Origin of the sequence: Parageobacillus caldoxylosilyticus NBRC 107762 (genome assembly GCF_000632715.1) — a bacterium.
Lineage (GTDB): Bacteria > Bacillota > Bacilli > Bacillales > Anoxybacillaceae > Saccharococcus > Saccharococcus caldoxylosilyticus.
Genome location: NZ_BAWO01000034.1, coordinates 19940 through 37098 on the forward strand (window position 1 = coordinate 19940; position 17159 = coordinate 37098).

16 protein-coding genes are annotated in these 17159 nt (G+C 51.1%); 1 reads left to right on the forward strand and 15 read right to left on the reverse strand.

All coding sequences use genetic code 11. The annotated features are described in order from the left end of the window. Positions 1-102 precede the first annotated feature (102 nt). From lpdA to GCA01S_RS10815, 9 genes are all read right to left on the reverse strand, one after another. Positions 103-1557: a dihydrolipoyl dehydrogenase gene (gene lpdA, locus GCA01S_RS10775; protein WP_042409856.1), complete on the reverse strand. Its 1455-nt coding sequence runs from the start codon at positions 1555-1557 to the stop codon at positions 103-105. Continuing rightward, a complete protein-coding gene (locus tag GCA01S_RS10780) occupies positions 1558-2790 on the reverse strand; it encodes a dihydrolipoamide acetyltransferase family protein (protein WP_042409859.1) in 1233 nt (410 codons plus the stop codon). Positions 2791-2807: 17 nt separating this feature from the next. Beyond that, positions 2808-3803, reverse strand: coding sequence for an alpha-ketoacid dehydrogenase subunit beta (locus GCA01S_RS10785; protein WP_042409862.1), 996 nt, complete (start codon positions 3801-3803; stop codon positions 2808-2810). Continuing rightward, the gene (gene pdhA, locus GCA01S_RS10790; protein WP_042409865.1) at positions 3800-4870 is read right to left on the reverse strand and encodes a pyruvate dehydrogenase (acetyl-transferring) E1 component subunit alpha; all 1071 of its coding nucleotides are present in this window, start codon (positions 4868-4870) and stop codon (positions 3800-3802) included. The genes GCA01S_RS10785 and pdhA overlap by 4 nt, the downstream gene beginning before the upstream one ends. 17 nt (positions 4871-4887) lie before the next feature. After that, on the reverse strand, positions 4888-6024 hold the full coding sequence (locus GCA01S_RS10795) for a Leu/Phe/Val dehydrogenase (RefSeq protein ID WP_042409867.1): 1137 nt from the start codon (positions 6022-6024) through the stop codon (positions 4888-4890). Between the two features lie 222 nt (positions 6025-6246). After that, the gene (locus GCA01S_RS10800; protein ID WP_017435983.1) at positions 6247-7041 is read right to left on the reverse strand and encodes an ABC transporter ATP-binding protein; all 795 of its coding nucleotides are present in this window, start codon (positions 7039-7041) and stop codon (positions 6247-6249) included. Continuing rightward, the gene (locus tag GCA01S_RS10805) at positions 7016-8002 is read right to left on the reverse strand and encodes an ABC transporter permease (RefSeq protein WP_042409914.1); all 987 of its coding nucleotides are present in this window, start codon (positions 8000-8002) and stop codon (positions 7016-7018) included. The genes GCA01S_RS10800 and GCA01S_RS10805 overlap by 26 nt, the downstream gene beginning before the upstream one ends. Before the next feature lie 27 nt (positions 8003-8029). Further along, on the reverse strand, positions 8030-9037 hold the full coding sequence (locus GCA01S_RS10810) for an ABC transporter substrate-binding protein (RefSeq protein ID WP_042409870.1): 1008 nt from the start codon (positions 9035-9037) through the stop codon (positions 8030-8032). 207 nt (positions 9038-9244) lie between these two features. Then, positions 9245-10198, reverse strand: coding sequence for an NAD(P)H-dependent flavin oxidoreductase (locus tag GCA01S_RS10815; protein WP_042409872.1), 954 nt, complete (start codon positions 10196-10198; stop codon positions 9245-9247). Between the two features lie 68 nt (positions 10199-10266). Between GCA01S_RS10815 and GCA01S_RS10820 the strand changes: the two genes are divergently transcribed. Next, the gene (locus GCA01S_RS10820) at positions 10267-10791 is read left to right on the forward strand and encodes a gamma carbonic anhydrase family protein (protein WP_042409875.1); all 525 of its coding nucleotides are present in this window, start codon (positions 10267-10269) and stop codon (positions 10789-10791) included. Positions 10792-10852: 61 nt separating this feature from the next. On the opposite strand, the gene paaX is transcribed toward GCA01S_RS10820, so the two are convergent. The 6 genes from paaX to GCA01S_RS10850 all read right to left on the reverse strand — a co-directional run bounded on the left by paaX (position 10853) and on the right by GCA01S_RS10850 (position 17152). Continuing rightward, the gene (gene paaX / locus GCA01S_RS10825) at positions 10853-11728 is read right to left on the reverse strand and encodes a phenylacetic acid degradation operon negative regulatory protein PaaX (protein WP_042409918.1); all 876 of its coding nucleotides are present in this window, start codon (positions 11726-11728) and stop codon (positions 10853-10855) included. 131 nt (positions 11729-11859) lie between these two features. Beyond that, the gene (locus GCA01S_RS10830; RefSeq protein WP_017435989.1) at positions 11860-12648 is read right to left on the reverse strand and encodes an enoyl-CoA hydratase-related protein; all 789 of its coding nucleotides are present in this window, start codon (positions 12646-12648) and stop codon (positions 11860-11862) included. A gap of 13 nt (positions 12649-12661) precedes the next feature. Further along, on the reverse strand, positions 12662-13870 hold the full coding sequence (locus GCA01S_RS10835) for a thiolase family protein (protein ID WP_042409878.1): 1209 nt from the start codon (positions 13868-13870) through the stop codon (positions 12662-12664). Beyond that, positions 13864-14742: a 3-hydroxyacyl-CoA dehydrogenase gene (locus tag GCA01S_RS10840; RefSeq protein ID WP_042409881.1), complete on the reverse strand. Its 879-nt coding sequence runs from the start codon at positions 14740-14742 to the stop codon at positions 13864-13866. The genes GCA01S_RS10835 and GCA01S_RS10840 overlap by 7 nt, the downstream gene beginning before the upstream one ends. A 97-nt stretch (positions 14743-14839) precedes the next feature. Beyond that, positions 14840-16357, reverse strand: coding sequence for an aldehyde dehydrogenase family protein (locus GCA01S_RS10845; protein ID WP_042409883.1), 1518 nt, complete (start codon positions 16355-16357; stop codon positions 14840-14842). 21 nt (positions 16358-16378) lie between these two features. Continuing rightward, a complete protein-coding gene (locus GCA01S_RS10850; protein WP_042409884.1) occupies positions 16379-17152 on the reverse strand; it encodes an enoyl-CoA hydratase-related protein in 774 nt (257 codons plus the stop codon). Positions 17153-17159: the final 7 nt, after the last annotated feature.

Here is a 17159-nt window from a genome sequence, read left to right on the forward strand (position 1 = left end):
GAAAACAACTTCATCAAATCTCCTAACCTAACGTTGTACCTTCCAATCCGATGAAAAAGGATGTCCCGAAACCTTTTTCGAGACATCCTTTTTGTGCCGCTACTAGATAGTGACTCCTTTTGTATGGTCTTCTTTTTTCCCTTGCTTTGCCGGTGCCAGGTGGATTGCCTGCGCGCGGAGTGCTTCGATCGCCTCCAGCAGCGCTTCGTTTCCGCTTGGGTGCGGATAGAACGGAAAGCGGAAGTCCTCTTCGCGCGCGGCCATTTCCAAGCCGAGCACTCCGCTGGAAATCAGCTCCACCGCCCCGGCGCCGATGATGTGCACGCCCAGAAGGACATCGGTGGCGGCGTCGCTGATCACTTTGATGACCCCGTCCTTTTGCCCGAGGATGCTTGCATATCCGTTTCCGGCGAGCGGAAATTCGCCGATGCGGACCGCCCCGTACTGGCGGCGCGCTTCTGTTTCTGTCAGGCCGGCGCTGGCGATTGGCGGGATCGAATGGACGACAGTTGGAAGAAAGGTAAGATCGACTTCCACCAATTGCCCAGCGATCGCTTCCGCCGCCGCTTTTCCCTGCTTGATCGCTTTGACGGCCAAAAATGGCGCGCCCGTGACATCGCCAATGGCATAAATATGGGAAAGGGATGTTTGCGCCTGACGGTTGACCTGGATAAACCCGTTTTCATCCGTTTTCATGCCAAGCCGCTCAATGCCTAATCCATTGGTATTTGCTTTTTTCTCGCACGAAACAAATAAATGGGAGCCTTCAAGGGTGGCCGTTTCTCCTTCTGCTGTCCGGATCGTGACCGCAACGCAGTCGAGGGAGGATTCGGCCCGTTCGATCTGGCATCGTGTATACAGTTTGATTTTTCGTTTTTTCCATATGCGCTGTAGTTCTTTCGCAATGGTGTCGTCCAAGCCAAACGTACCGTCATCGCTGATGACTGACACTTGCGAACCAAACGCGTGGAAGCTCATTGCTGCTTCGAGCGCGATATAGTCGTTCCCATATACAAGCAAATGGCCGGGCAATGTTTCTAAACTATAGATGGAATCGACGTTTAATATCCGTTCATGGTCAACGGAAACGGTCGGCGGCGAAACGTGCGACGCGCCGACAGCGATGATCGCATGCCGGAAACGGTAGACTTCAAAAGCATCGCCCGCTTCAACACCGATGCGGTCTTCCGCCAAAAACGAGGCATGGCCGCGGAGGATCTCGATGCGGTTGGCCTTGCAAAGCGCTTCGACGCCCTGGCGGAGCTGAGTGATGATTTTCGCTTTATAGTTTTGCAGCTTGCCAAGCTGGAAGCCAGTGTTCTCTAAATCTATTCCGATGTCTTTTAGATGCGGGATGTCTGCCATCTTTTGCGCCGCATGGGCAAATACTTTCGACGGAATGCATCCTTTGTTTAAACAGACGCCGCCAAGTTCCCCTTCTTCTATCAATGTGACCGACAAACCGAGCTGGGCGGCGCGGATCGCCGCGCTATATCCGCCCGGCCCGCCGCCGATAATGACGACATCCCGTTCCTGTGCCAGTTCTCCAACGACCATTTACACCAACTCCATAAGCATTCGTTTCGGATTTTCAATGAGTCTCACAAAATAGTTCGTAAACGCGACCGCTGTCGCTCCGTCAGCCACACGGTGGTCAAACGACATCGAGATGTTCATCATCGAACGGACGGCGATCTCGTCGTTTTCCATCACCATTGGCCGTTTTTTCGTTTTATGAAACGCCATCAGCGCCACTTCCGGATAGTTGATGATCGGCGTCGCGCCGATGCTTCCGCCAAGCGGGCCGACGTTGCTGATGGTAAAGGTGCTTCCCGTGATTTCAGAAACGGACAGCTTGTTTTCCTGAGCCCGTTTCGTAAGCTGTTTCGCCTCTTCGTGAATTTCCCGCAGCGATTTTCTTTCTACATGCCTTATCACTGGTACGATTAAGCCGTCTTCGGTGTCGACGGCAATGCCGATATGATGCTCGGCGTATAAGTGAATTTCTTCCCGCTCTTCGTCAAGGCGCGCGTTAAAAATCGGAAACTGCTTTAATGACAGTGACAGCGCTTTAATGAAAAACGCCGTTGCCGAAATGTGGATGTCATGCTGCTTCAGCTCTTCGCGGAAACGAATGAGTTCTGTGACATCGACTTCTTCAAAATGGGTGCAATGCGGAATCGTATATAGCGACTGCGCCATTTTTTTCGCGATTTGTTTGCGGCGTCCGCAAAACGGAAGGACCGATGTGGCGGACGCGGACGAATTTTCTTTTTTCGGCGCCGCTTCAAGAGCCGCTGCACTGCTTGCGCTTTTTGTTTGCTTTGCCTCAATAAAGCGGTATACATCTTCATCCGTAATGCGCCCGCCTGGACCAGTGCCTGCAATTTGTTCCAAATTGACGCCATGTTCGCGGGCGATCTTGCGCGTATACGGCGTGGCAAGCACGCGGCGGATATTCTTCGTCAGGACGGAACCGCCTGTTTCCTCGTTGGCGCTTGGCAAACGGAAAGATTCTGCTGCATTGGAGGAAGAAGCGGGATTGGGCTGAACCACTGCGCTTGTCTGCAACGTCAAAATCGTCGTGCCGACCGCAATCGTTTCCCCTTCGCGTACAAGAATGTCTTGCACGATTCCTTCCGCCGGAGCGGGGATTTCCGCCACCATTTTATCTGTTTGGACTTCGACGAGCGGCTGATCGGCCTTGACATAGTCACCTTTTTGCACGAGATACGTTAATACAACCGCTTCCGTCATCCCTTCGCCGATATCGTGAAGCTTTACTTCCATCGTTTCTACCCCTTCCGCTAGAAGTTGACTGTTTTTTCAATCGCGTGCAAGACGCGCGCCGGCGTCGGCAAATAATCGTCTTCGTAGGCAAAAAACGGCACCGGGACATCGAATCCAGTGACGCGCGCCACAGGCGCTTTTTGGTACAAAAACGATGTATCGTTAATCAGCGCGACAATATCGCTTGCAAGTCCTCCAGTGGCGTGCGCTTCCTGGACAATCACCGTTCGTCCCGTTTTTTGCACCGACGCGGCGATCATATCTTTATCGAGCGGATAGAGCGTGCGCAAGTCGATCACATCGGCGTGAATCCCTTTTTTCGCGGCGCTTTCCGCCGCTTTCAGCGCCACCGGCACCATCGCTCCCCAGGCGATCACGGTCACGTCATCGCCTTCGCGCAATTTTTTCGCTTTGCCGATTTCCACCGTATATTTTCCTTCCGGCACTTCTTCGCGAAACGCACGGTAGCTGCGCATCGGCTCCAAAAACAGCACCGGGTCCGGATCTTCAATCGCGGCAATCAGCAGTCCTTTCGCGTCATATGGCGAGGCCGGGCAGATGACTTTCATGCCGGGCATATGGGTAAACAATGCCTCCGTGCTGTCGGAATGGATTTCCGGAGCGCGCACCCCCGCGCCGTACGGGGCACGGATCACCATCGGGACGGTGAAATGCCCCATCGTCCGCGCCCGCATCCGCGCCGCATGGGTCATAATTTGTTCGTACGCCGGATAAATAAATCCTAAAAATTGAATCTCGACGACCGGACGAAAGCCGTTTAACGCCATCCCGATCGCCGCTCCGGTAAACCCTGCTTCGCTAAGCGGCGTATCGATGACCCGGTCCTCGCCAAACTCCGCCTGCAAGCCTTCGGTCGCGCGGAACACCCCGCCGTTTTTCCCGATATCCTCGCCAAGCAAAATGACGTCGTCGCGTTCTTTTAACATCGTGCGCAACGCGTCGTTTACCGCCTGCACGAGCGTCAACGTTTTTGTATTCACCGCTGTTGTCATCCTTCCATCCCCCGTTTCCACTCCATATACGCTTGTTTTTGCTCGGCAATCGTCCACGTCGGCTCGGCAAACACATAATCAAACATATCTTCCGGATTGGCGCTTGGATAGCGATCCATTTCCGCCACCGCCTGCTCCACTTCCGCATTTACCCTTTCTTGTACATCGTTGGCCCAGTTTTCATCCCAAAAGCCTTCCCGCTGCATAAAACGCTCAAGCCGCATGATCGGATCGGTCGTTTCCCGTCTCCGTTTGCTTTCTTCTTGATCGCGGTACTTCGATGGATCATCGGAAGTCGTATGGGCGCCGTAGCGCCAGGTGACCGCCTCAATCAGCGTCGGTCCTTCCCCGTTTCGCGCCCGCTCTAACGCTTGTTTGGTGTGAAAATAGACGGCGAAAATATCGTTTCCGTCGATGCGAATGCCAGGGATGTCATAGGCGAGCGCTTTTTGCGCGATCGTTTTTGATTTCATTTGCCGGGTGATCGGCACGGAAATCGCATACTGATTGTTTTGATTGAAAAAGACGACTGGAGCATTGAAAACGCTTGCAAAATTCAACCCCTCATGAAAATCGCCTTCCGATGTCGCGCCGTCTCCAAAATAAACGATCACCGCGTTTTTTGTTCCCTTCCGTTTTTCCGCGTATGCCGCTCCGGCAGCTTGCGGCAGCTGTGTGGCGATCGGAACGTACGGCGGCACGATTTTTTTCCCTTGCGGCGGGATGCATCCTTCCGTCCGCCCTTTCCAATACAAAAGCGTCTGTGTCAATGTGCGGCCGAACGTCATCATCGCCCCGTGGTCGCGATACGTCGGAAACATCCAATCTTCGTCCTCTAAAGCGAGGGCGCTGCCGACTTGGCACGCCTCCTGCCCTTCAAACGGAACGTACGGGCCGATCCGCCCTTGCCGTTGCAGGCTGACGCATTTGCGGTCAAACGTTCTTGTCCGGATGAGATGGCGGTACATCGCCATTACGAGTTCTTCCGTTATTTGCCCCCGATACTCGTGCTCTACGATCCGCCCTTGTTCATCCATGATTTGCCTGATTGGGAATTGCCGTTCCATCGAATCCCTCCTTGTTGTCAGCGGCGAATATCCCATTTCGGCCGCTTATGATGGGTAAAAAAGTTATTGCGGCGGCTTCGCTGCCGCAGCCGTTCCTCGCAAAAACGGTTGGCCGCTTCGACCGTGGTGATTTGCTCGGCTTCGGCCTGGGCGTAAATATGAAGAAGCGTCGAATAAATCGTTTTCGTTTTCTCGAGCACTCTCTCTTTATTCGGTCCGTAAAGCTCGTCAGCCACTTGAATCAGCCCGCCGGCATTCACAATATAATCGGGTGCGTATACGATTCCTCTTTCCTTTAAAAGCTGCCCGTGGCGCACGTCGAGAAGCTGGTTGTTCGCCGAGCCGACGATCGCCTTTACTTTGAATAGATGGATCGTGTCATCGTTCACGACATTGCCAAAAGCGCATGGAACAAACACATCGGCATCGGTGCTGTAAATTTCTGACCCTTTTACTGCTTTTACGCTCGCGCCGAGTTTTTTGCCATACGCCACCACTTCTTCGACCGCTGCTTCGTTAATGTCGCAAACGTATAAATCCGCTCCTTCTTCCAACAGCTGCAAGGCGACTTTCTTGCCTACTTTGCCTAATCCTTGAATGGCGTATGTTTTTCCGTACAGAGCATCACTGCCCCAAATGACTTTGTTCGTTGCTTGAATGCCGTAAATGACGCCTAAGGCCGTTGGCACCGAGGAATCACCGCTGCCGCCGTATGCTTCGGGAACGCCGACGATGCAATTCGTTTCTTTCAATGCGTGAACGAAATCGTCCGGCGCCGTTCCCATATCGGTTCCCGTATAGAAGCGGCCGTTTAACGATTCGACAAACTGGCCGAAGGCGCGAAACAATTCCGGCGTTTTGTCTTTGCGGGGATCGCCGATAATGACCGCTTTGCCCCCGCCAAAATCGACATCGGCCGCCAAACATTTATACGTCATTCCTTTCGATAAACGAAGCACGTCGAACAAAGCGTCCTCGACCGTCGCGTACGGATACATGCGGCATCCGCCAAGCGCCGGGCCGAGCGTCGTATTATGAATAGCAATAATCGCTTTTAATCCTGTTTGCTCATCATTGCAAAACACTACTTGCTCATGCTCACGCATTTGCGCAAATATATCCACCTGACTCATTTGCTTAATGACGGTGCTCATATCATTTCTCCTCCCTAAACCGTTTTGTTGCCAGCGGCGGGGAAAAGGACTTTTTCCCTGATGACGGCGGGCAAAGCCCAAAAGCCGAACACGGAAAATCGAAAGAGATAATCATTTTATTCCTATAAACTATATATACGTTTAAAAAACGTTATATATTTAATTCGTTTTACTTTTTAAAAAAGAGATAAACTTCCGGATCACTTATCTTGCTTTCTATGTTTAGCTTAATACCGCGCGGTCGCTTGCGAGCTGCGTGCCGCGGATGCGTTGGAATTCCGCCAGCAGCTTCTCGACGGTCAATCCTTTCTTTTCGTTTTCGTCGACTTCAAGAATGATTTGTCCTTTATCCATCATAATGAGACGGTTTCCTAAATCGATCGCCTGCTGCATATTATGGGTGACCATCAATGTCGTCAAGCCGTGTTTCTTGACAATTTCTTTCGTTAAATTCGTAATCAGCTCCGCCCGCGCCGGGTCGAGCGCGGCGGTATGCTCATCTAAAAGCAAAATCGCTGGTTCGGTAAACGTCGCCATGAGCAATGACAGCGCCTGCCGCTCCCCGCCGGAAAGCAGTCCGACTTTCGCCTGCAGGCGATTTTCCAACCCAAGGTGAAGCGTCGATAATATTTCTCGGAAATAATCGCGCCGTTTTTTCGTCACCCCGCGTCTTAGAGTGCGCTTTTGACTGCGGGCGTACGCCATTGCCAAATTTTCTTCAATCGTCATGCTTGGCGCCGTGCCGGCCATCGGGTCTTGAAAGACGCGTCCGATATAGCGGGAGCGGACGTATTCCGGCATGGACGTGACGTCTTGGCCATCGATGTAAATCGTCCCTTCATCGGGAAACAGCACACCGGAAATCAAGTTCATAAGCGTGGACTTGCCGGCGCCGTTGCTGCCGATAATCGTGACAAAATCTCCTTTTTTCAGCGTCAAATTCACATGCTGCAGGGCGATTTTTTCATCGGGCGTCCCTTCGTTAAATACCTTATAAATCCGATTTAACCGTAACATCGCTCTCCCCCTTTCCGCCTGCCGAAACGGCGGCAAGCTGCGCCCGCTCCTGCCGCCGCCGTTCTTTCCGCTTTTTCTCCTGGCGCTGGCGGACGATTTGCGGCGCAACGAGCGCGATGATCACGATGCAGGCGGTAATCAATTTGACATCACCGGTTTCTAAAAACTGCGCCTGTAGCGCCAGGCTGACGACAATGCGGTAAATAATCGAGCCGCCGATTACCGCAAGCGTTGTTCTGGCAATCGTTTTGGTGCCAAACACCGCCTCTCCGATAATGACGGAAGCAAGCCCGATAATAATCATGCCAATTCCCATGCCGACATCGGCAAACGAACCGTATTGGGCGATCAGCGCCCCGGAAAAGGCGACCATCGCGTTGGAAAGGCCGAGGCCGATGATAATTAATAAATTCGTATTGGCCGACAAACTGCGAATCATGCGCGGATTGTCGCCGGTAGCACGGATCGCAAGCCCGATCTCCGTCTGCAAAAACCAATCCGTAAACCATTTGAATAGCAGCGTAAGCAGCGTCATCGAGAGGAAAACCCCCCACGTTTTCGCCGCGGCAGGATCGAGCCCCGCCTTCATCCCCCATTCCTGAATGGTCGTAAAAATTGTTTTTTGATTGAGAAGCGGAACATTGGAGCGTCCCATGATGCGGAGATTGATCGAATATAAGGCGATCATCATTAAAATTCCCGACAAAAGCGCGTTAATTTTTCCCGCCGTATGGAGCAGCCCGGTAATGCATCCAGCAAGAAAGCCGACAACAAGGGCCAGGGCTGTCGCCGCAAACGGATTGACACCGCTGACAATGAGCGTTGCCGCTACGGCCGCTCCGGTAACGAAGCTGCCGTCCACGGTTAAATCCGGAAAATCTAAAATACGAAAAGACAAATACACGCCCAGCGCCATAATCGCATAAATAATTCCCGCTTCCACCGCACCGATCATCGACATGAACAACGGTCTTCATCCTTTCTCCGTTTATTCGATATACTCCGCCATCTTATCCCACTCTGGTTTCAGCTTGACTCCTTGCTTTTCCGCCGCTGTTTTGTTAATGACGAGCTTCAGTTTATCCGGATATTCCGGCTTTAGTTCCGACGGCTTTTTCTCGCCCTTTAAAATCGCTGCCGCCATTTTCCCCGCCTGATAGCCGATGTCATAGTAGTCAAATCCATATGCCGCAAAACAGCCGCGCTTTAACGAATCCAGTTCGCCAGCCAACACAGGCATTTTGTGTTCGTTTGCCACGCTGACGACCGATTCGATCGCCGATACGACCGTGTTGTCGGTCACGATATAAAACACATCCGCTTTCCCGGCCAGCGACTCCGCGGCCTGCTTCACTTCCGCCGTCGTCGACACGGACGCTTCAACAAACTTCAAGTCGGTATTTTTCGCTGCTTCTTTCACTTTCTTAATTTGTGCCACCGAGTTTTGCTCCCCGGCGTTATAAATCAAGCCGACTGTTTTGGCATCCATTTGTTCGTCAATAAACTGAATGGTTTTACGAATCGCATCCGGGTGGCTGTCCGTTGTTCCGGTAATGTTTTCTCCCGCCTGATCCATGGACGGGACTAAGCCGGCGCCGACCGGGTCGGTAACAGATGTAAACACAATCGGTATGTCTTTCGTCGCATTTAAGGCGCTTTGCGCGCTAGGAGTCGAATTGGCGAAAATGAGGTCCACGCCTTCCGCTACAAAATTATTGGCGATCGTCTGATTATTGCTTTGGTCGCCTTGCGCATTTTGCACGTCGTATTTGACGTTTTTCCCCTCTTTGAATCCATTGTCCTCTAATGCCTTTTTAAAGCCGCTAAAAGCGGCATCCAGCGACGGATGCTCAATAATTTGCGTGACACCGACCGTTACTGTCTTGCCTTCCTTCCCATCTCCTTTGCCGCCGGTCGCTTCCTCCTTTCCGCATCCTGTAAGCGCTAACATACCTGCAAGCACAGGTACAGCGAGGCGTTTCACTGCTTTTTTCATCCTTAATCCCCCTCGTTTTCTTCAAAATTGGTTTGGCAAACATTTTGGAAGCGATTACATTTTTTATTATAAAAAACATTAATAACGTTAAAATAACGTTATACTAAATAAATATTATCAATAGCCAGCGAATAAAGTCAATAATTTTCAAAAAAATAATAATCGTAAAAAAATGAAGGGCGTCTTATCGCAGACACCCTCTCGATATCATTCTCCTAAAATAACGCGAAGCTTTCCAAGCTGCTGCTTCGCTTCCGCCATCATTTGCCCGAACAGTTCCGCCACTGTCGGCACATCGTCGATCAAGCCAGCAATTTGCCCGGCGTTGACAAACCCTTCGTGGAAGTCGCCATGAAGCGCCCCACGGCGATGACGGTCTTCCGACGTATATTCTTGAAACTGTTCCGGCGGCATTCCTTGTTTTTCATATTCGAGTAATTTCTCGGCGTACGGCGTGCGCATGATACGCCGCACACGTCCGACCGTGCGGCCGACAATCACCGTTTCGTTATCTTCGGCATTCGTAATCAGCTGTTTGTACGCTTCATGAAACGGAGCGTCCTTCGTTGCAATCAAACGCGTTCCTAACTGCACCCCTTGCGCGCCGAGAGCGAGGGCGGCGAGCAGTCCTCTTCCGTCGCCAATTCCGCCGGCGGCGACGACGGGAATGTTCACCGCGCTGGCGATTTGCGGAATCAATGTCATGGTCGTCAGTTCCAGCGAAGAGTTGATGCCCGCTGCTTCATACCCTTCGGCAACGACGATGTCCGCTCCTGCCGCTTCCGCTTTTTTCGCCTGTTTGACCGATGCGGTGACAACAATGACTTTTATCCCCTGCGCGGCAAAGCGGGGGATCCATGGCGCCGGATTTCCCGCCGATAGCGAGACGACCGGAACGCGATGTTTCAACACGAGCGACACCATTTCTTCCAAATATGGCGTGACTTGAAGCGGAATGTTGACAGCAAACGGACGGTTGGTGCGCCGCTTCGTTTCAACAATGATTTCTTCCACTTCGTCAGGCGGCATTGTGCCAACGCCGACCGTCCCCAGCCCGCCTGCCTCCGACACGGCGCTGGCCAGCTTTGCGTTGCTGATGTTTCCCATTCCCCCTTGAATGATCGGATAACGAATTTGTAAAAGTCGACAAATATCATTCATAAAATTCCCACCCCGTTAAAATTGTGTTATACTTATCATAAACTTATCATACTTTGAGGAGGATGGGAATGCTTTATCCATACAAAGGCAAAATGCCAACCGTAGATGAAACCGTATTTATCGCCCCAGGGGCGCATATTATTGGGGACGTCACGATTGGCAAAGAATCAACGATTTGGTTTAACGCGGTCTTACGGGGGGACGAAGCGCCGATTATCATTGGCGCGCGCTGCAGCATTCAGGACAACTCGACCTGCCATTTATACGAAGGGTCGCCGCTTGTTGTCGAAGATGAAGTGACGGTGGGGCATAATGTGATTTTGCACGGCTGCACGATTCGCAAACGGTCGATTATCGGCATGGGATCGACGATTTTAGACGGGGCGGAAATCGGCGAGGAATGCATCATTGGCGCCAACACGCTTATTCCTTCCGGCAAAAAAATCCCGCCGCGCTCTCTAGTCGTTGGGTCACCGGGCAAAGTCGTGCGCGAAATTACGGAAAAAGACTTGGCTTTGATTCAACTATCAATTGACACGTATGTGCAAAAAGGAAAAGAGTACCGTCAATTGCTAGCCAACCAGCACAAATGAAAGGAAAGCAAACGCGCTGCTTTTACGAGGCAGCGCGTTTCTGCTTTTCTGCAAAAAAGCATCAATCCACAATAAAAGGATGGTCGTACACGTCGTACTCCTCATCTTTTTTCTTTAGTTCATTTCCTTCCATAAATACCGATTCGAAGAAGCGGCTCGCCGGCACCGCCAATTCCTTGTAATAGTCGCTGAACAGCGCCGCTGCATGGCTGCCCATCCATTCGTTCGGCAGCAGCTCCTCCGGCAGGCCCGGGTCGATAAAAAGAAACTTGCGGTATTCATGCACGAGCTTCGTCCGCTCGACAAAACATTCAGCATCGGACATTTCCCCGCGCTGGATTTTATGTTTGTCGATAATGTATTTTTGGCTGTAGACGGAAATAAACTCCTCATATTTTTGATTGATTTCTTCTAAATTCCAACATTTCTCGACTAACAGTTTGTTCGTATGCGGCCCGTCATATTGGGCAATAAAAAAGTCGACGTACGGTTCAATCTCATATTTATCGATCAGGTCGTACACTTGTTTTTCTAAGTTGTTCGGCGAAATCCAGCAGCTGTTTGAGATCGTGCCAAATCCGCTCCACACGAGCTCTTTTCGCAATTCATCGCGCACGCTCCGCTTTTCTTCTGGAATCGTATACACCAAAATGCGCCACTTTCCGTCCCATTTTTCGGGGCGGATTTTATAAATGCGTTTTGCCGCTTCTTCCATTCGCTTCACTCCACGTTCGGTGAGCGAATAGTAGCTTTTATTGCCGCGTTTTTCCGCTTTGACCCATCCTTGTTTGCTCATGCGCGAAATCGCCGCGCGCACCGCTTGGTCGTTATGGCCAAACTCTTTCAGCAGCCGGATTAAACTGCCGATCCAAATTTCATTGCCGTAATGGCGGATGTAATCGCCATAAATCGTAAAAATCATCGATCGCGTATTCATGCTCATTGTGGACACCCTTTATCTTGTTTTCAAGACATAATCGTAGCAAATTTTTATAACGTTGGCAAGACGAACGAAAAAATAACGTTAAATTGTTATTTTGGATAAAAAAAGGGAGGCTCGGCGATGAGTCACTCCCCTGTAAATTGTGGTTTGCGCTTTTCACTAAATGCAGCTAACGCTTCTAAACGATCTTTCGTCGGAATCGTTAATTCGTACGCTTTCGCTTCAATGGCAAGGCCTGTCTGCAAATCGACATTCATGCCTTGTTGAATTGCGTACTTCGCTTGCTGCAAAGCAATCGGACCATTTTGCATCATCTCGTGTGCCAACGCTTCACAGCTTGGCATTAAATTTTCTTTTTCTACTACTTTTGTTAACAGACCGTATTCATAAGCTTGTTCGGCGGTAATTTTACGGGCTGTTAAAATTAACTCTTTCGCCCTCGCTTCGCCAATTAACCTAGGAAGCCGTTGCGTTCCGCCAGCTCCCGGAATGATCGCCCAGCTCACTTCCGTTAAACCCATGACCGCTCCTTTCACCGCGATTCTGAAATCACAGGCAAGCATTAGTTCAAATCCGCCACCAAGAGCATAGCCATTTACCGCGGCAATCGTCGGCTGCGGCAAGTTGGCCACCGCATCGAAAACATCGCGAATTTTTTTCACGTTGCGACGCACTTCCATTTCGTTTAGCATCTTTCGTTCTTTTAAATCCGCACCAGCGCTGAACGCTTTGTCTCCCGCGCCAGTAAAAATCACAACGCGAATGTCGCGGTCAAGATGAATGCGCTCAACCGCTTCTCCAAGCTGGCATAGCGTGGCGTAATCGAAACAGTTCATCACTTCCGGGCGGTGCAATGTCACGTAGCCGATATGGTTTTTCTTTTCCAGCAATACGTTGGCCATTGTCATTTTCATCTCGTTCCCCTCTTTATTCCTCCGTATTTTCCACGATCGTAGCAATTCCTTGTCCGACGCCGATGCACATCGTCGCCAGCCCATATTTCACGCCTCGTTTTTTCATTTCATAAATAAGCGTCGTCAAAATGCGGGCGCCGCTGGCACCAAGCGGATGTCCAAGGGCGATCGCGCCGCCGTTGACATTGACTTTCGCGCGGTCTAATTCCAGCTGGCGGATGCATTCGATCGATTGCGAGGCAAACGCTTCGTTCAATTCGACAAGGCCAATGTCATCGATTGTCAGTCCGGCGCGGCGAAGCGCTTTTCTTGTCGCGAAAACCGGACCGATTCCCATCACGGCCGGCTCTACGCCCGCCACGGCGGACGTGACGTATTTGACGAGTGGTTTCAGCCCGAGCTCTTTTGCTTTTTCCGCGCTCACTAGTAGCAGCGCCGCTGCCCCGTCGTTGACGCCGGAAGCATTTCCCGCTGTCACCGTGCCGTTTTCAAACAGCGGCGGCAGTTTGGCCAGCTTTTCAAGTGTCGTATCCGGACGTGGATGTTCATCTTTGTCGACGACGACGCGATTGCCTTTTCGGTCATAGTAGACGACCGGCACTAATTCATCGGCAAAGCGGTTCGTTTCGATGGCCTTTTTCGCTTTCATTTGGCTTTCATAAGCAAATTCATCCTGCTCCTTCCGAGTGATGCCGAACCGTTTCGCGACATTTTCCGCCGTCTGCGGCATGCTGTCAGTTCCATACATTTCCTCTATTTTTGGATTGATAAAGCGCCATCCGATCGTCGTATCAAACATTTCGATATTACCGCGCGGAAAATCGGAGCTTGGCTTTGCCATGACAAACGGCGCTCGCGTCATGCTTTCCGTTCCGCCGGCGATCATGATTTCCGCCTCTCCTGTCATAATCGCGCGCGCCGCATAATTGACAGCATCGAGCCCGGAACCGCATAAGCGGTTTACCGTCGTTCCCGCCACTTCGATCGGCAAGCCAGCCAACAGCGCCGCCATGCGCGCGACGTTGCGATTATCTTCTCCAGCCTGATTGGCGTTGCCAAACACCACATCTTCAATTTGTTCGACCGGAAGACTCGGATTGCGCTCCACGAGCGCGCGGATGACTGTTGCCGCCAAATCATCGGGACGGACGTCTTTGAGCGCTCCTTTATATCTCCCTATTGGCGTGCGCACCGCATCGACAATCACGACTTCTCTTAACATGATTCATCCCCCTTGTTTCCCTGCTTTGTGTAATCATATACCCCTTTTCCTGTTTTGCGGCCAAGCCGTCCCGCTTTCACGTATTGCTCGAGGAGCGGAGCCGGGCGGTATTTTTCTCCCAATTTTTCATGCAAATATTTTAAGTTGTTCAGCCTTGTATCCAGCCCGACCAAATCGGCGAGCTCAAACGGACCCATCGGAAAGTTAAGTCCGAGTTTAATCGCTTTGTCAATCTGTTCCGGCGTTCCGACTCCTTCTTGAAGCATGTAAAACGCTTCATTGCCGATTAACGCGCTGATGCGGCTTGTCACAAAGCCCGGAAACTCGTTCACGACGACTGTTTCTTTGCCCATTTTTTCCGCGACATGCTGAATAACGTTGACTGTATCATCGCTCGTTTCTAAACCGCGGATGATTTCGACGAGCTTCATTTTGTGGACCGGATTAAAAAAGTGCATCGCAATCACTTTTTCCGGCCGCTTCGTAAACGAGCCGATTTCCGTTGGGCTCATCGTCGATGTATTCGTCGCAAAATAGCAAGACGCCGGCGCATGCTTGTCGATCGTCTCAAACACTTGTTTTTTCACCTCTAATTTTTCCGGGACGGCTTCAATCACTAAGTCCGCTTCCCGCACCGCCTCGGCTAAATCCAAGAAGTAACGCAGGCGCGCTTCCGCTTCCTGCCGCTCGGCTTCTGTCAATTTGCCGCGGGAGACGGCTTGTACAAAAATCGCGGCTATTTCTTGTTTCGCGCTTTCTAGCTGTTCTTCCTTCACATCGACAAGAATCGTTTCAAAACCTCCTACCGCACTGACATAGGCAATTCCTCTCCCCATGACACCAGATCCAACAACAACAATGCGATGAATCATAAAAATCCCTCCTTAATCGTTCTATATGTATGTTGGACAATGGAAAATAAGCACTCCACCCTGCCGGATAGAGTGCTATGCTGCCATATTTTTTTGTTTACACGCCAAACGGATTGAGCGGACGGCTTCCGTAATAAGAAAGAATGCTTTTCGTTTCCGTATATAAATCGAGTGTTTCGATGCAAAGCTCGCGCCCGAATCCGGACTGTTTATATCCGCCAAACGGCGTGCCTGGGAACGCGGAGAACGGGCTGTTGATCATGACAATGCCGGCTTGAATTTGTTTCGCCACGCGAATCGCGCGTGCATGATCTTTCGTCCAGATGGCCGATCCCAAACCATATTCACTGTCATTAGCCAATTTAATGACTTCTTTTTCATCGTTAAATTTCATCACAACGACAACCGGGCCGAAAATTTCCTCTCTGACCGCCTTCATTTCATGGTTGACATTCGTAATAATCGTCGGCTCGTACCAGAATCCGTTTTCAAATCCTTCCACTTTCGCTTCTTTCCCGCCAGTGACAATCGTAGCTCCCTCTTCGATAGCAGATTTAACATAGCTGTCAATAACTTCTAGTTGTTCGCGGCTAATGATGGCACCGACATGCGTATCTTGATCAAACGGGTTGCCGAGCTTTAATTTTTTCGTTTTTTCTACAAACTTTTCCATGAATTGATCGTAAATGCTCTCATGTACGTACAAACGGGAGCGCGCTTCACAAGATTGTCCGGTATTATAGAAAATTCCGAATAATGAGCCGTTAACAGCTGCATCAATGTCTGCATCCTCAAAGATGATGTTCGGCGATTTGCCGCCAAGTTCCAAGGTGACTCGTTTTAATGTTTTCGACGCTTTTTCCATAATATCCTTCCCGACCGGCGTCGAACCGGTAAATGCGACTTTGTCGACAAGCGGATGTTCCACTAAATAATTGCCGACTTCCGAGCCAGACCCGGTAACCACGTTGACGACACCTTCCGGAACGCCGGCTTCGTGGCAAATTTCCGCCAGCACAATACAAGTGAGCGGCGTCAGCGAAGCTGGTTTGACGACAACGGAGCAGCCTGCCGCAATCGCCGGCGCGATTTTCCACGCCGCCATCATGAGCGGATAGTTCCATGGGATAATTTGCGCACATACCCCGACCGGCTCTTTTTCCGTAAAGTTATGGAACGAACCCGGCATGTTGTTGACCGTACCGCGATGGCCGACAATGGCGCTGGCGTAAAATTCAAAGTCTTCAATTGCCTGCATCACTTGCCCCTGTGCGGCGGAAAGTGCTTTTCCTGTATCTAAAATCTCTAATTCTACCAGCTCGTTAAAACGAGAACGCATAATCGAAGCAATTTTGTTTAAAATACGCGCCCGTTTGTTGACAGGAAAATGGCGCCATTTGCCATGGTCAAACGCTTGGCGCGCCGCTTGGATCGCGCGTTCCGCGTCTTCTTTCGTCCCTTTCGCTACCTTTGCGACCGGCTCGCCTGTCGCTGGGTTGTAGGTGATGAACGTTTCGCCCGAAGCGCTTTCAACTCGTTCCCCGTTAATAATAAGATGATACATATCCCGTTTCGTTGCGAGTGTTTCCATTTTTGTTTCTTTTACGGTTGCCATTTTCCTTCCACTCCTTCTTTCTTATTTTCCTTGAAAGACGGCTTTGCGTTTTTCGAAGAAAGCGCGAATGCCTTCTCGGTGGTCTTGGGTCAGTCCGGCAATACGCTGGCCGTATGCTTCTTTTTCCAAGTAATCTTCAAAGGTGCAATGCCAGCTCTCGCGTAACAAACGTTTGATCAACCCGATCGCTTTCGTCGGCATGGCGGCCAGCCGCTCGGCAAAGCGCTGCACTTCTTCTTCCCACGCTGCCTCCGAAACGACCGAGGTCGCCAGCCCGAGCTCCGCCGCTTTTTGCGCGGAAATTTTTTCACCCAAAACGGCTAATTCAAGCGCTTTGGCGTGGCCGATGAGGCGCGGCAGATAGTACAAATTCCCCGCATCTGGAATGAGGCCAACGTGAATAAACGCTTCAACAAAGCTCGCTTTTTCCGAGACAAGCCGGAAATCGCAGGCGAGCGCCAAGCTCATTCCCGCGCCGGCGGCAACGCCGTTCACCGCCGCAATAACCGGTTTTTCTAAATGGTAGAGCGCTTTCAGCATCGGCGCATAACGCGTTCTTAACACTTCCCCGTGGTTCATCTCTTCTGTCACGCCGCCGAGATCTTCCCCCGAGCAAAACGCCCGGCCCGCTCCGGTGATGACGAGGCAGCGTATGTTGGCATCGTTAGCCGTTTGCTTTAGCGCCTGCGTGATTTCCTTATTCATTTGTTCTGTAAACGCATTCAGTTTATCAGGGCGGTTTAGCGTAAGCCATGCTATATGGTCGCGCACTTCATAATGAATCGTTTCGTACAATCGACAG

Bases quoted from the DNA above. Each gene is read 5' to 3' on its own strand.
- lpdA (WP_042409856.1), bottom strand. From the start codon at position 1,557: ATGGTCGTTGGAGAACTGGCACAGGAACGGGATGTCGTCATTATCGGC.
- GCA01S_RS10780 (WP_042409859.1), bottom strand. From the start codon at position 2,790: ATGGAAGTAAAGCTTCACGATATCGGCGAAGGGATGACGGAAGCGGTT.
- GCA01S_RS10785 (WP_042409862.1), bottom strand. From the start codon at position 3,803: ATGACAACAGCGGTGAATACAAAAACGTTGACGCTCGTGCAGGCGGTA.
- pdhA (WP_042409865.1), bottom strand. From the start codon at position 4,870: ATGGAACGGCAATTCCCAATCAGGCAAATCATGGATGAACAAGGGCGG.
- GCA01S_RS10795 (WP_042409867.1), bottom strand. From the start codon at position 6,024: ATGAGCACCGTCATTAAGCAAATGAGTCAGGTGGATATATTTGCGCAA.
- GCA01S_RS10800 (WP_017435983.1), bottom strand. From the start codon at position 7,041: ATGTTACGGTTAAATCGGATTTATAAGGTATTTAACGAAGGGACGCCC.
- GCA01S_RS10805 (WP_042409914.1), bottom strand. From the start codon at position 8,002: ATGTCGATGATCGGTGCGGTGGAAGCGGGAATTATTTATGCGATTATG.
- GCA01S_RS10810 (WP_042409870.1), bottom strand. From the start codon at position 9,037: ATGAAAAAAGCAGTGAAACGCCTCGCTGTACCTGTGCTTGCAGGTATG.
- GCA01S_RS10815 (WP_042409872.1), bottom strand. From the start codon at position 10,198: ATGAATGATATTTGTCGACTTTTACAAATTCGTTATCCGATCATTCAA.
- GCA01S_RS10820 (WP_042409875.1), top strand. From the start codon at position 10,267: ATGCTTTATCCATACAAAGGCAAAATGCCAACCGTAGATGAAACCGTA.
- paaX (WP_042409918.1), bottom strand. From the start codon at position 11,728: ATGAATACGCGATCGATGATTTTTACGATTTATGGCGATTACATCCGC.
- GCA01S_RS10830 (WP_017435989.1), bottom strand. From the start codon at position 12,648: ATGAAAATGACAATGGCCAACGTATTGCTGGAAAAGAAAAACCATATC.
- GCA01S_RS10835 (WP_042409878.1), bottom strand. From the start codon at position 13,870: ATGTTAAGAGAAGTCGTGATTGTCGATGCGGTGCGCACGCCAATAGGG.
- GCA01S_RS10840 (WP_042409881.1), bottom strand. From the start codon at position 14,742: ATGATTCATCGCATTGTTGTTGTTGGATCTGGTGTCATGGGGAGAGGA.
- GCA01S_RS10845 (WP_042409883.1), bottom strand. From the start codon at position 16,357: ATGGCAACCGTAAAAGAAACAAAAATGGAAACACTCGCAACGAAACGG.